The 14123-nt window shown below is 70.4% G+C and carries 12 protein-coding genes; 4 read left to right on the plus strand and 8 right to left on the minus strand.

Annotated elements, in window-relative coordinates; translation table 11 throughout:
* The first annotated feature begins 2 nt into the window (after positions 1–2).
* Together purF and GSE44_RS11875 are read left to right on the plus strand one after the other, a co-directional pair.
* On the plus strand, positions 3–1481 hold the full coding sequence (purF, locus tag GSE44_RS11870; protein ID WP_159349032.1) for an amidophosphoribosyltransferase: 1479 nt from the start codon (positions 3–5) through the stop codon (positions 1479–1481).
* Positions 1478–2200, plus strand: coding sequence for an SDR family NAD(P)-dependent oxidoreductase (locus GSE44_RS11875; protein WP_159349034.1), 723 nt, complete (start codon positions 1478–1480; stop codon positions 2198–2200). Before purF ends, GSE44_RS11875 begins: the two co-directional genes overlap by 4 nt.
* A gap of 150 nt (positions 2201–2350) precedes the next feature.
* Here the strand turns inward: GSE44_RS11875 and GSE44_RS11880 are convergent, their stop codons facing one another.
* The 4 genes from GSE44_RS11880 to GSE44_RS11895 all read right to left on the minus strand — a co-directional run bounded on the left by GSE44_RS11880 (position 2351) and on the right by GSE44_RS11895 (position 6789).
* Complete coding sequence (locus GSE44_RS11880; protein ID WP_159349036.1) at positions 2351–3088, minus strand: FkbM family methyltransferase; 738 nt, start codon at positions 3086–3088, stop codon at positions 2351–2353.
* A gap of 253 nt (positions 3089–3341) precedes the next feature.
* A complete protein-coding gene (gene der / locus GSE44_RS11885) occupies positions 3342–4694 on the minus strand; it encodes a ribosome biogenesis GTPase Der (protein ID WP_159349038.1) in 1353 nt (450 codons plus the stop codon).
* 81 nt (positions 4695–4775) lie between these two features.
* Positions 4776–6122, minus strand: coding sequence for an outer membrane protein assembly factor BamB family protein (locus GSE44_RS11890; protein WP_235924740.1), 1347 nt, complete (start codon positions 6120–6122; stop codon positions 4776–4778).
* Between the two features lie 13 nt (positions 6123–6135).
* A complete protein-coding gene (locus GSE44_RS11895) occupies positions 6136–6789 on the minus strand; it encodes a tetratricopeptide repeat protein (RefSeq protein WP_159349042.1) in 654 nt (217 codons plus the stop codon).
* Between the two features lie 104 nt (positions 6790–6893).
* Here GSE44_RS11895 and GSE44_RS11900 point away from each other — a divergent pair, with 104 nt between their 5' ends.
* On the plus strand, positions 6894–7253 hold the full coding sequence (locus tag GSE44_RS11900; protein ID WP_159349044.1) for a hypothetical protein: 360 nt from the start codon (positions 6894–6896) through the stop codon (positions 7251–7253).
* A 453-nt stretch (positions 7254–7706) separates the two neighbouring features.
* Here the strand turns inward: GSE44_RS11900 and GSE44_RS11905 are convergent, their stop codons facing one another.
* A complete protein-coding gene (locus GSE44_RS11905; RefSeq protein ID WP_159349046.1) occupies positions 7707–9041 on the minus strand; it encodes a dihydroorotase in 1335 nt (444 codons plus the stop codon).
* An 88-nt stretch (positions 9042–9129) separates the two neighbouring features.
* Positions 9130–10497, minus strand: coding sequence for an alpha/beta fold hydrolase (locus GSE44_RS11910; protein ID WP_159349048.1), 1368 nt, complete (start codon positions 10495–10497; stop codon positions 9130–9132).
* 147 nt (positions 10498–10644) lie between these two features.
* On the opposite strand from GSE44_RS11910, the gene GSE44_RS11915 reads away from it, so the two are divergent.
* Entirely contained in the window at positions 10645–11109 is a 465-nt protein-coding gene (locus GSE44_RS11915; protein ID WP_159349050.1) for a BLUF domain-containing protein, read from the plus strand.
* Between the two features lie 159 nt (positions 11110–11268).
* Here GSE44_RS11915 and asnB read toward each other — a convergent pair whose 3' ends face one another.
* Together asnB and GSE44_RS11925 are read right to left on the minus strand one after the other, a co-directional pair.
* Positions 11269–13041, minus strand: coding sequence for an asparagine synthase (glutamine-hydrolyzing) (gene asnB / locus GSE44_RS11920; protein ID WP_159349051.1), 1773 nt, complete (start codon positions 13039–13041; stop codon positions 11269–11271).
* A 3-nt stretch (positions 13042–13044) separates the two neighbouring features.
* Entirely contained in the window at positions 13045–14076 is a 1032-nt protein-coding gene (locus GSE44_RS11925) for a glycosyltransferase (protein WP_159349052.1), read from the minus strand.
* Between the last annotated feature and the right edge of the window lie 47 nt (positions 14077–14123).

A 14123-nucleotide genomic window follows, 5' to 3' on the forward strand; every position in this document is an offset into this window, starting at 1 on the left:
CCATGACGGATGTCACCACCAACCCGCACGACAGCGACGACGACGGCTTCCACGAGGAATGCGGCGTCTTCGGGGTCTGGAACTCCCCCGATGCGGCGGCTCTCACCGCCCTCGGCCTCCATGCCCTGCAGCATCGCGGCCAAGAAGCGTCCGGCATTGTCAGCCTGGGCGAGAAGGGCTTCCGCAGCCACAAGGGCCTCGGGCTGGTCGGCGACATCTTCGGCGACGCCCGGGTCATGGCCGGCCTGCCCGGCCGCGCTGCGGTCGGCCACAACCGCTACGCCACGGCCGGCGAGACGGCGCTGCGCAACGTCCAGCCGCTTTTCGCCGACTTCGCCTTTGGCGGCTTCGCGGTCGCCCATAACGGCAACCTCACCAATGCGCTGGCGCTTCGCCGCCAGCTCGTCCGCCGCGGCTGCCTCTTCCAGTCCTCCACGGACTCGGAGGTCTTCGTCCACCTCATCGCCATTTCGCTCTACGCCACGGTGCTCGACCGGCTGATCGACGCGCTGAAGCAGGTGGACGGCGCCTATTCCCTTGTCGCCCTGCATGACGGCGCGCTGATGGGCGTGCGCGATCCGCTGGGCGTGCGCCCGCTGGTCCTTGGGCGCCTCGGTGCGGACCAGAACAACGCCTGGGTGCTGGCCAGCGAGACCTGCGCCCTCGACATCGTCGGCGCCGACTTCGTGCGCGACGTCGAGCCGGGCGAGATCGTCATCATCGACGATGACGGCGTGCGCAGCGTGAAGCCCTTCGCCCACACCTCCAGCCGCTTCTGCATCTTCGAGTACATCTACTTCGCCCGCCCCGATTCCGTGGTGGAGGGCACGCCCGTCTACGAGACGCGCAAGCGCATCGGCCAGGAGCTGGCGCGCGAGAGCGGCGTCGAGGCCGATGTGGTGGTGCCGGTGCCGGATTCTGGCGTCCCCGCCGCGATGGGCTATTCCAAGGAAGCGGGCATTCCCTTCGAGCTGGGGATCATCCGCAACCACTATGTCGGCCGCACCTTCATCGAGCCCACGGACAGCATCCGCCACCTCGGCGTGAAGCTGAAGCATTCGGCCAACCGCCCCATGCTCGAGGGCAAGCGGGTGATCCTGGTGGACGACTCCATCGTCCGCGGCACCACCAGCAAGAAGATCGTCGAGATGGTCCGCCAGGCCGGCGCCAAGGAGGTGCATATGCGCATCTCCTCGCCGCCCACGACCCATTCCTGCTTCTACGGGATCGACACGCCGGAGCGGGAGAAGCTGCTCGCGGCCAATAACGACCTGGAGGAGATGGCGCGCATCATCGGCGTCGATAGCCTCGCCTTCATCTCGCTGGACGGTCTTTATCGCGCCCTCGGCCGCAAGGGTCGTGACGCGAAGGATCCCGGCTATTGCGATGCCTGCTTCACCGGGGACTACGCCATTCCGCTCACCGACCTTGAGGGCCATGCCGAGCGCAAGCCCGCCCTTCTGGCGCTGAACGGCGTATGAGCAACGTGATTCAGGGTCCGCTCCAGGGCCGCGTCGCCTTCGTCACCGGCGCCTCCCGCGGGATCGGCGCCGCCACCGCGATCGAGTTGGCTCGCCTGGGCGCCCATTGCGTGCTGACCGCGCGCAGCCAGGGTGGCCTGGAGGAAACCGACGACGCGATCCGGGCACTCGGCGGCAGCGCCACCCTGCTGCCCTTCGACCTCGCCCGGGATGTCGACAAGCTCGATCCCCTCGGCCCCTCAATTGTCGAGCGCTTTGGGCGACTGGACATCCTGGTTCACGCGGCCGGCGTGCTCGGCACCCTCACCCCGGTAGCGCACATCACCCCGCGAGACTGGGCCGATGTGATGGCGGTGAACCTCACCGCCGCCTGGCGCCTGATCCGCACCCTGGACCCGCCGCTGCGCGCTTCGGATTCCGGCCGCGCCGTCATCCTCACCACGGACCGCGCCCGCGACCCAATGCCTTATTGGGGCGCCTATGGCGCGTCCAAGGCTGGCCTCGAGCACCTTGCCAGCACCTGGGCGGCCGAGGTGGCGACGACGCCGCTGCGGGTGAACCTCTACGATCCCGGCCCGGTGAACACGCGCCTGCGCGCTACCGCCATGCCGGGCGAGGACCCCGCCAGCATCGCGCAGCCGGGGGATGTGGCGCCGCTGATCGCGGCCCTTTGCCTGCCCGAAGAAGCCCGCAGCGGCGAGGTCGTGCGGGCGGCCTGAAGGGACAGCCGGGGAAGGCGACTCCCCCGGCGTTCCCAGGCGTCAGCCGACCGGCTGGCGGGCCACCAGGATGTTGCGGACGGAGTCGTCCATGGCCTGCGCCAGGATGTCGCCATCCACGGGCGTGAGCCCGGAATCGGCGCCGATGTCTCAGAAGCGGAAGCCCAGTTCGCGCAGCATGCCGATCACGACGGCCGGGCCCACGCCATGGCCGTTCAGCATCACAGGGGCGAACTCCATCATGATGCGCACCCCGGGCGACCGCGCCAGCAACCCGCGCATGCCCATCAGGGCGCGGCCCTCCGTGCCCTCCACATCCATCTTGATCAGGTCCACGGTGATGGCCGGATCGGCGAAGAAGCCGTCCAGCGGCAGCACGCGGCAACCCACCCCAGGCTCCTGCGATCCCGCCGCCACCACATGGCCGCCGCCGGGCCAGGCATTGTCGAAGGCGAGATGCACCTCGCCGTCAACATCCCCGACGGCCGCCTCATAGACCATCATGCGGCCCGAGAAGCCGTTCACCGCAGCGCTGCGGCGCATGAGTTCGCAAAGCCGTGGATTGGGCTCGAAGGCCGCCACCCGGGCGCCGGCAGCTGCGGCCAGCACGGCATAGACGCCATGGTTCGCCCCAAGATCCAGCACGAGGTCATTTGGGCGGATCAGCCGCTGGAACAAGCTCGTATAGGGCGTCTCCCATACGCCCTGCATCAGCAGATGCGGCGCGATGTCGATGCCGCGCGTGTCCACGAACAGCATGTGCCGCCCGTGCAGCATGGCTAGCGCGGTGTGGTCGCCGAGATAGACCGCCTGGTGGAAGTGCAGCGGATGGGCGCGCTGGATGAGATGGTTGGTGGTCTCCTCCAGCTTCGCCGGAAGCGCCTCCACCCGTGCCTCAAGCGCCAGCGAACGCTGGACCAGCGCCTGGACCGTTCCTGCCCCGCCCTACTCCCGGCGCCCGCCCGGCCAGAGGCGGTCGAACAGCGAGGCCCATCGGGACATACGGGATTCCTTGACGATGTCGCCGCCGCGCCGGAACACGCGGCGGTTCGCGGGGCCTCGCCCCCGCTCATTCTCAGCCCGCCTGCGGCGAGGTCAAATGCGCGGGGCATTGCCCGGAAGGCGGATGGTCGCCGCAGGGCTAGTCGTCGGAATCCGCGTAGGGATTCTCGGTGCCACGCAGGTTGATGCGGATGGGCACACCCGGCATGTCGAAGGCCTCGCGGAAGGAGTTCACGAGGTAGCGCCGGTAATCCTCTGGCATCATCTCGGCCCGCGTACCGAAGATGGCGATCGTCGGCGGCCGCGCCTTGGGCATGGTGGCGTAGCGCAGTTTCAGCCGCTTGCCCTCCACCAGCGGCGGCGCGTGGCGGGACAGCGCATTCTCAAACCAGCGGTTCAGCGCGCCCGTGGGGATGCGGCGGTTCCAGGTCTCATAGGCCTCGCGAACGGTCGGCATCAGCTTGTCCACGCCGCGGCCGGTCGCCGCCGAGAGCGGCACGACCAGGATGCCCCTCAGCTGCGCGAGGGAGGCCGTCAGCACGTCCTCGACCTTGCGCCGGGCCGCATTGCGGTCCTCCACCGCGTCCCATTTATTGAAGGCGACGACGATGGCGCGCCCCTCGCGCTCCGCCAGACGGGCAATGCGCAGGTCCTGCTCGTCCATGCCCTGCACAGCATCGACCACCAGCACAGCCACCTCGCATTCCTTCAGGGCGGCGATGGTGGCGGCGGTGGACATCTGCTCCAGCGCCTCTGTGATGCGGGCGCGGCGGCGCAGCCCGGCGGTGTCCACCAGCCGCACCGGCTTGCCCGTCTCGTCCATCCATTGCACGGCAACTGAATCGCGGGTCAGGCCGGGCTCCGGCCCGGTGATCATCCGCTCCTCGCCCAGCAGGGCGTTCAGCAGGGTCGACTTGCCGGCATTCGGGCGGCCGACGATGGCCAGCCGCAGCGGGCGGTTCGGGTCGTCCGTCTCCTCCTCTTCCTCCGGCGGCTCGGGCGGCAGGGCGGCCCGGATCTCGTCATGCAGCTCGCCGAAGCCGTCGCCATGCTCGCCCGAGACGGGTAGCGGCGCACCCAGGCCAAGCTCATAGGCCTCCAGGGAGTTCGCGGCGCCCATCCGCCCCTCGGCCTTGTTGGCCAGCAACAGCACGGGCTTGCCCTGGCGGCGCAGCCACTGGGCGAAGGCGCGGTCAGCCGGGGTCAGCCCGGCGCGGACATCCACCACGAACAGGATCAGGTCGGCGGTGCGCAGCGCGGCCTCGGAGCTGGAGCGCATGCGGCCAGGGATGGTGTCGGGCGGCGCCTCCTCCAGCCCGGCCGTGTCGACCAGCAGCACGTCGCGGCCCGCGATACGGGCCACCGTCTCCTTGCGGTCTCGGGTAACGCCGGGCGTGTTGTCCACAATGGCGATGCGCCGCCCGGCGAGGCGGTTGAAGAGGGTGGACTTGCCCACATTGGGGCGGCCCATCACGGCGATACGAGGAAGCATGGAGCGGAAGAGCACTCCCCACGCCGCAGGGTCAAGCGCGGCGTGGGTGGGTCTCCCCTGCGGATAACGTTTCGGGCCGGATTAGGCCCCGCGCAGCGCTACCAGAGTCCCGTCATCGGTGATGAGATAGACCGTCCCCGCCACCGCAATCGGCGGCAGGGTGGTGCCGCCCGGCAGTCGGATGCGGCCGGCGATGCCGCCCTCGGCCGGATCGACCAGGACCGCCTCGCCAAGGGAGGATGGCACCAGGATCTGCCCACCCACCACCAGCGGCGAGCCGAAGATGGCCGGCGTGCGTCGGCGGTCGCGGGTGGAGCGCTCGTCCAGCAGGGTCAGCCAGCGCACCCGGCCGCTGTCGCGGCCCATGGCGACGAGCTGGTTCTCGGGGGTGACGATGAAGATCCACTCCCCGGCCACGGCCGGCGACTGGCTGCTGCCCACGTCCCGCTCCCACAGGCGGCGACCGGAGCGCAGGTCCACCATCAGGGAGGTGCCGGCCTGGCCGGCGGCGATCACGCGCCCGTCGGAGATTACCGGCAGGCCGGACACCCCGGCCAACTCGGCGATGCCGCCGCGGCGCGCGGCCTGGCCAGCGGCGAGGCTCTCGGTCCAGATGACGCGGCCATCCGCGGCCCGCAGCGCCGCCAGCTCGCCCGAAGGGAAGCCGGCCACCACGGTCTCGCCCTCCACGGCCGGGGCCGGCAGGCCCAGCGGCACGGCGGCCACGGGCTGGCCGCGATAGGTCCAGAGGCGACGCCCGTCCTCGGTGGAAAGCGCCAGGAGATGGTTCTCGACCGTGGGCACGAAGATGCGGCCGCCCGTGACGGTCGGCGCCCCGCGCGTCGGCGCGGAGACGGAGGCGCGCCAGCGCACCTCGCCGGTGCCGGGATCGAGGGCGAGCACCTCGGCCATGCCGGTGGCCGCGTAGAGCACGCCATCGGCGAAAGCGAGGCCGGCACCGACCGCGCCGACATCGTCCTTATCCGGCGTCGTCTCGCGCATCCAGCGACGGCCACCGCGATCGGCATCGAAGGCCGAGACGGTGCCATAGGCATCGGCGGTGAAGACGGTGCCATTCGCGAGGATCGGCCCGGTGGTGATGCGGCGGCGATAGGAGGAGCCGGTGCCGATGCTGGCGCGCCACACCTCACGCAGCCCCGCGCCCGCCGAAGTATGACCGGGATCATGGGCCAGGTTGCCGCCGGCCTGCGGCCATTCGGCCATGGCGGTCGGGGCCGGCAGCGCCACCGGGCGGGCGGCCTCGTTCGGATCGACCGAGAGCTCCCGGTCCGCCTGGATCACCGGCAGGCGCTCGCCCGGCAGGGGCGTCTTGCTGTCGCCGAAGATGCCGCTGATGGTTTCGCAGCCCGAAAGCGCGATGGCGGCGCCACCCAGGAGCAGGGCACGTCGGGAGTGGCTCGGCGTCACTTGCGTTGTCCTCTCAGGCATTCGGCAGCTGCGCCAGGGTGCGGCCCGCGCGGTCCCGCAGAGCCTGGGGCGCGGTCGTGTCGGTGGAGAGCGCCTCCAGGATCCGCCGCGCCTCGGCCATCTGGCCCTGGCGGATCGCCACCAGCGCCTGCAGTTCACGCGCCGAGGCGCGCCAGGGATTGCCCTCTGCGGCCAGGGGCGTGATGCGGGCGGCGAGCATCGCCGGATCCTGCGTGTCGAGCGCGTGCAGCACCCAGTTCAGGCTGGCCAAGTCGCGGTAGAGCGGATCGGCCGCGCTGTCATTCGCCACCGCATCCCATTCGGCCAGGGCGCCGGGCAGGTCGCCCGTCTCGGACTTCAGGGCCGCGGCGCGGAGCCGCGCCAGGGTGCGGTAGCCGACCGGCGCCTGGGCCGCGATGGAGTCGAACTTCTCCGCCGCCGCCTTCAGGTCGGCGCCCTGCTGTTCCGTCTCGCGGTGGACGACGAGGAAGGCGTTCGCCGCGGCCTCGGATTCGCGGGTCTGGTACCAGCGCCAGCCCTGCCAGCCGCCGATGGCGATCAGCGCCACCAGGGCCACTGCAGCGAGGATGCCGCCGTAACGCATCCCGAGCTGCCGGGCGCGTTCGGCGCGCAGATCCTCCTGCAGCTCGTCGAAGATATCGGGCAAGCGGGTTCCTTCCCAGCCAATGGGACCCTGGCGAGAGACAATCGGGGCCGGGGTATAGCCGGACCGTCACGGGGCGTTAAGCCCGCCCCGTGTCTCATGGCCCGATGCGGTCCCCTGCCCCCCTCGCCCCGTTCCTTTTTCTGCTTATCGCGGCCCTGCCCGGCTGCGACGCTCTGGGACCGATCGTGGCGGTGAACGGCGTTTCCCTGATGCTGACGGGGCGGGCGGTGCCAGACCTGCTGGTCTCCGGAGTCTCGAGGCGGGATTGCTCCATCGCCTATCTGGATGCGGGCGAACGCTATTGCCGGACGGAGCCGGAGCCGGTGGCGGCGCCGCGCTGCACCCGTAGCCTGGGATCGGTGGATTGCTGGGTCGGGCCGGTGCCAGGCAACCCGCCGCCGCGCGACGTGGGGGATGCCAGGCCGGCGGCACCGGTGGAACCCTGGCCCGAGCGGGTGCTGTAGGGGCGCCCCGGCCGATTGTCAGGCCTCGGGCACGGTCAGCGGCGGCCCGCTTGGATAGCGCTCTGCTACCTTCGGCCTGCTCGAAACTGGCAGCCTGCTCGAAACTGGCGGCCTGCTCGAAACTGGCGGCCTGCTCGAAACTGGCGGCCTGCTCGAAACTGGCGGCCTGCTCGAAACTGACGGCCTGCTCGAAACTGGCTGGCCCGGCTGCATGGCCGTGATCCGCACCGGGACGGACTTGGCCGCCGGCGTGTTGCTGCGCTCGTCACGAGGCGCGAGGGGCAGGAGGGCGTTGGCCTCGGGGTAGTAGGCCGCGCAGCAACCTTCGGCACGTCGTCGGTGACGACCTTGAAGCCGTCCCACCCGCCGTTCGATGCAATCCTCGAAGCCGGCGGTGACAGTGAAATCCGCTGCCCCCGGCCAGGAGGCAGCTTCATCCATGACGCTTCCAACTTACGATGCGCGCGTCCCCTCGAAGCGCACCGGCTCGCCGCCCGGCGCCCCAATCACCTCGTCCTCGCGCATCACCGCACGCCCGCGCAGCACGGTCATCACCGGCCAGCCCTGGCAGCGGGCCCCGATGAAGGGACTCCACCCGCAGGGCGAGACGAGCCAGTCGGCCTCAATCACCCGGCTCTTGCCCATGTCCACCACGGTGAAGTCGGCATCATAGCCCGCGGCGATCCGCCCCTTGCCGATCGCGCCATAGACCCGCGCCGGTCCCGCGCCCATCAGCTCCGCCAGCCGGGAGAGCGACAGACGACCGGCCGAGACATGGTTCAGCATCAGCGGGACGATGGTCTGCACGCCGGTCAGCCCGGCGGCGGTGGCCGGCCAGGGGCGTTCCTTCGCCGCGCGGGAATGCGGCGCGTGGTCGCTGCCGACCGTGTCCACCGTACCATCAGCCACCGCGGCCCAGGCGGCCTCGTAATGGCGCCTGTCGCGGATCGGCGGGTTCATCACCGCATAGCCGCCGAGCGCGTCATAGGCATCCGGCGCCCATTGCGTGAGGTGGTTGAGCAGCACCTCCACCGTGCCGACATCGCGGAAGTCCTTCATGTACTCCAGCTCGTCGGCGGTGGAGACATGCAGGATATGGGCAGGCCGGTTCGTCTTGCGGGCCAGCGCCATCAGGCGCCGCGTGCCGAGGAAGGCGCATTCCACGTCGCGCCATTCGGCATGAAGCTTGTGCGGCCCACCGCCCTCGAACATCGGCTTGCGCGCCTGCAGCCGGTACTCGTCCTCGGAGTGATAGGCGATGCGGCGGCCGCCATTGCGCATCACGCGCTCCAGCGTTTCGTCATCCTCGATCATCAGGTCACCGGTGGAGGAGCCGGCAAAGACCTTGATGGCGCAGACATTCGGCTCGCGCTCCAGCGTGCCAAGATCGCCCACATTGCTGCGCGCGCCACCGATATACATGCCGACATCGCAATAGGCCGTCTCGCGGATATGGCCCCGCTTCCAGTCCAGTTGTTCCACCGAGGTGATAGAGGGCTGGGTATTCGGCATGTCGAAGACAGCCGTCAGCCCGCCCAGCACCGCGCCCTTGGTGCCCGTGCCCATGGTCTCCACCGACGGGTCGCCCGGATCGCGGAGATGCACATGGGGGTCGATCAGCCCAGGCAGGACATGCAGCCCGGCGCAGTCGATCACCTCGGCGGCCTCGGCGGTCCGCAGGTCGCCGATGGTGGCGATCCGGCCGGCACGCACGGCGATGTCCGTCACCGTCTCGCCCCAGGGCAGGACCACGGTGCCGCCGCGCAGGATCAGATCATAGCTCGCCATGTCGAGGCCGCACTCCCTTCGAGGAGGGTCGGTGATACCGCAGCCGCCGGCGGGGCGGGAGGGGCCGGCTTCCCGGCCCCTCCCGCCCCTACCAGGTCAGCTCGGCCACGCTCACCCGGTTCTCGGCCAGGGGCCAGGCCCGGGCCGCCAGGCGTTCCTCGTTGAACAACCCGACCACGGAACGCCCGATTTCCGCCGCGGGCAAGCGCGCGATGGTGGTGGCCCCCGCCGCGACGCCGCGGGGGATATCCGTCGGCTCCTTGCCGTCGAGCAGCACCACGTCCCGCGGCAGGCCGAAATAGCCGCGGGGACGATTGAAGCGCACCACCGCGCCCGCCGCGCGATCCGCCTCTGAGGGCGGCGGCGCCGGGCGCAGATTCACCACCGAGGAGGAGCGCGGGAAGGGCGAGCGGTAGGAATGCGTGATCGGATGGCGCGGCGCGGCCACCACGATCTCCAGATGCCAATCGGGCGAGACGGTCACCGGGCCCCAGTGCCCATCCTCGCCGGTGGTGCGGCGATGGAGCACCTCCCCCATTCGTTCGCCGGTCCCGGCGGAAACCCGGAACAGCTCGACCACCGCCCCGGCCATCGGCCGGTTGGTCTGCACCCCGCCCGGCGTGCCCGTCACGCGGCCATCCAGCACAGGCCGCGCTTCCGGCAGGACGGAGAGCCGGTCCGGCTCTCGCCCCGCGATGAAGCGAAACATCTCTCGGAAGGCGCGGGCGGAGTAGGCGGTCTCGCGATGGTCCACTCCGGGGAGGACCAGGTTCGTCGCGCCTCGCAGGGCGGGACTGTCATAGCCGACGCCGGTCGGCACGCCGGGCCGGCCAGCGTAGCGCCCGTCCGGCTGGGCGTAGAGATCGTTCAAGTCGGAGCGCAACGTCAGGAAACCCGTGCCCGGCACCACCTGCGATTCGCCGGCATTCAGGCGCCGCAGCAGCGCCGAGCGCGCGCTGAATTCCCGCCCCGCCGCGGCATCCCAGTCATAGATGCCGTTGTTCGGCGTACCGCAGAGAACGGCATGCGAGACCTCGGGCCCGCCGCCATGGAGCTGGACATGGTTGCGGATTGGGTAGCCGCCGCGGGAATTGCCCACCAGCGCGACTCGTTCCGCGCCGGTGCGCGCCCGCAATGCCGCGATCTCGGCCGCCAGCTCCCGTCGCACATCCTCGCTGGAGGATCGCATCGGCTGCGCCACCGCATCGTCGTCCCGCGCCAGCGGGTTGGTGAAGTCCAGCGCGTACAGCCGCTCGCGCGGCCAGCCATTGCTCTCGAACCGCCACAGCGTCGTCATCCACAGCGCCGAATGGTCGCCATTGCCATGCACGAAGAGGATGGGGGTCAGGGGGGCCTCCTGGGCCTGGGCAGCGTGCTGGAGCCGGGCATGGGCCAGCATGGGGAAGATGGCCATGGCGCCCAGCAGGGCGCGTCTGTGCAATCCGATCTGCGGCATGTTCTCGGCTGTCCTCCTTGTCGAAGCATCATAGCTCGTGCTGCGGGATGGAACATGCCCCGGCCGCGCCACGGCCCCGCCGTATAGGCGCCCTTGGTTACGGGGAATCTTGCCTTATCTTGCAACGAGAACGACCGAGGACCGGACATGTCCGCATCGGATACACCCGCCCTGGATCAGCGCGCCGCCGATATCCCCCTCCTCTGCGCGACCTATGTCAGCGAGAACCTGGTCACCGGCTCGATCGCCGGCTGGGCGGCAGAAATTGAGGACATCCTCCATTGTTCCCGCCGCTGGAACACCCTGTTGGGCGTTACTGGGGCGCTCCTCCTGACTGAGCGGCACTTCGTCCAGGTGCTGGAAGGCCCCTCGCCATCCCTTCGCCTGACGCTGGACCGGATCTGCAGCGATCCGCGCTATCGCATCCTGCGCAGCGAGCTTCGGCCGCTGGACGGCCGCAGCTTCACCGGCTGGTCCATGGGTTATGTCGAGCCCTGCGCAGGGAACGCCGGCAGGATTACCCCGCTGTGCCGCCTGTCCTGGGGGGAGGCGACACCACCCCCGGCGATGTTGATGATGCACAGCATCCTGGCGCGTGCCGCCACCGCATGACATCTCCGCCCGGCCTGGCCGCATTTAACCGCGCTTCACGCCGAGCCGTCCAAGTCTCACATTCCCGACGGGCCGGCTCCGTGAAGAGAAGTCCTGCACTCAGTTCATTCGAAAAAGCCGGAGTGCACACCCTCGCGCCGATCGGAATGAACAGAGCCGCTACCGCGAGGCCAGGGCCTCGAACACGTCGCCCTGCATGCGACGCCGCTCGACATGGCGTGCATGCCACAGCGCCCAGAACAGCAGGTGCCAGGCCGCGAAGCCTTCGCGCTTCCCCGCCGCCGCGCGGAACAGCGGCAGGATCCGATCCGGCCGCGCGATCTCGGTCACGCCCGGCTGGGCGGCCACCAGCGGCGCCAGCCGCTCCGCCGCCCCCGCGATCCAGGCCCCCACGGGCACGGTGAAGCCCTGCTTCTTCGCGAAGGGGTCCGAGGCCGGGAACTCGCGCGCCAGCCATTGCCGCAATAGCCACTTGCCGCGGCCGTCCCGCACCTTCATCCCATCCGGCAGGCGCCAGCAGGCGCGCGCCACGCCCTCGTCGAGGAAAGGCACGCGGCCTTCCACCCCATGCGCCATCAGGCAGCGATCGAGCTTCGTCAGCAGGTCGTTCGGCAGCCAATCGGCGATGTCCAGCGCCTGGGCAGCCTGCAACCGCGTGCGGCCGGGCGTCGCGACTCCGGCCTCCGCCGCCGCCAGCCCGTCGCGCCAGGCGCGCGGCGCCTCGCGCAGCACGTCCAGCCGATCGAAGGCGCCATGGGCGCGCATCGCCTTTCCACCCAGCCACCAGGGGCGCATGGCGCTGCGATGGCGGCCATAGCCGGCGAGAAGCTCGTCGCCGCCCTCCCCTGACAGCACCACCTTCACCTCCTCCCGCGCACGGCGGGCCAGGAACCAGGTGGGGATGATGGCGTAATCCGCGGCAGGGTCATCCATGCAGCCGACGATCTCCGGCAGGTGCCGCCAGACCTCGGCCTCGCTTACCGTGATCGTCTCGTGCTTCGCCCCCGCAGCCTTGGCAACATGCGCCGCGCGCTCGCGCTCGTCGGCGGCGCCACCCTTCTGAGAATTGGGAATGTCGAAGCCGGCGGTATAGGCAAGCACGGGCCGCTCGTTCAGCCGCGACATCATCGCCAGCACCGCAGCGCTGTCCGTGCCGCCCGAGAGGAACATGCCATAGGGCACGTCGGATCGCTGGTGGAGATCGACGCTTTCATGGAAGGCGGCGCCGAAGCGGTCCAGCGCGTCCGCCTCCGTCACCGGCTCCGGCCCGCCATCCGGCAGGGCGGCGCGACGCGCCCGCTCCAGCACCGCGCCATCCCCGAGCAGCAGCGCCTCGCCGGGCAGGATGCGGCGGATGCCCTCGAAGATCGTCTCGGCGCCTGTGGTGAACTGCAGCTGCAGCAACTCCTCCCGCGCCTCCGGGCGGATGCGCGGCTCGACCAGCCCGGTGGCGAGGATCGCGGCCGGCTCGGAGGCGAAGGCGATGCCGCCCGGCACATGCGCGACATAGAGCGGCTTGATGCCGAACGGATCTCGCGCCAGCACCACGCGCCGCGCCGCGCGGTCATGGATGGCAATGGCATACATGCCGCGCAGCGCATCCACGAAGCGCAGCCCGTCGCGCCGCCAGAGATGCAGCGGCGGCTCGCAATCCGACCCGGTGCTGCAGACCAGCGCATTATCCGTGCGCAGCTCGCGGTAGTTATACACCTCGCCATTGCCAATCAGCGCGGCCGGCCCGGCAAAGAGCGGCTGGTCGCCGCCCTCGATGTCGATGATGGCAAGGCGCGTGTGCGATAGCGCCACCTGCCCCGCCACATGATGCCCGTGCCCGTCCGGCCCGCGATGCGCCAGCGCGCGCGTCATCCGGTCCAGTACTGCCAGATCCGGCGACTGGCCGGGCTTCAGGACGATTCCCGCAATCCCGCACATCGCCTAGCGCCTCGCCTTCTGTGGCCGGAGTTGCGGCAGCAGCGCCCGCCATCGCGCCAGCACCGGCGCCTCCCCGTGATGCGTCTCGAAGGCAGCTCGCCCGGCTTCGGCAAGCGCAGCGGCGCGGATGGGATCGGCAATCAGGCCGGACACGGCGCGGGCGAGCGACTCAGGATCGTTCACCGGCACGATCAACCCCGTCTCCCCATCCGCGACCATCTCCAGCGGCCCAGGTGTCGCCGTGGCGATCACCGGCACCGCGGCGGAAAAGGCCTCCAGCACCACATTCCCCAGCGGCTCGTGACGGGAGGGACAGATGAAGAGGTCACAGCCGGCCAGCAGCGCGGCCGTATCCTCCCGCCAGCCGAGGAAGGCGACGCGATCCGCCACCCCCAGTTCCCGCGCGAGACTCTCCAGCGCCGCCTGTTCCGGTCCTACCCCCGCCAGGGAGAGATGCGCGCCGGGCACCAGGGACAGGGCGCGCAGCAACGTGTCGAAGCCCTTGTTCACATGCAGCCGACCCAGGGCGAGCAGCTTTACGGCCCCCGGCGGCGCGGGAAGCCTGGCGGGTTCGGCGCCGGAGAAATCCGGCACGAAATTGGGCAGGTGATGCACCCGCGCCGGATCCCAGCCCTGGGCGGTGATCCAGCGCACCAGGTCCCGCGTATTCGCCACCAGATGGTCGCAGTGGCGGTAGTGGCGCAGGTCGTAATAGCCGCCGAGCCGCCCCACCAGCACCCATGGCCCGGGGCGGGTGAAGCCGGTGGCGCGGTTCATCCAGGACACGACCACATCCGGGCGGAAGCCGCGCAGCACCCGGTCCAGCCTGGGGGCCGTAAAGAAATCGAAGGGCCCGCCGAAGCACAGCTCGGCCGGCTTCAGCCCGGCGGCACGCAGTCGCCCTCCGCGGCCGAGCTCGCGCCGGATCACCGGCAGCACTTCCTCTCCCGTTCCATGCATGGCCGTGCACAGGCGCTCGTAGAAGGTCTCGGCGCCGCCCATGCGCGCACCCGCGATGACCTGCGCGATCCTCATGCCGCCAGGAGCCCAGAGGGCTGGGCAGGGAAGGCGGAAACGGCGGC

Origin of the sequence: Muricoccus harenae (assembly GCF_009848505.1) — a bacterium.
Classification (GTDB): Bacteria; Pseudomonadota; Alphaproteobacteria; order Acetobacterales; family Acetobacteraceae; genus Roseomonas; species Roseomonas harenae.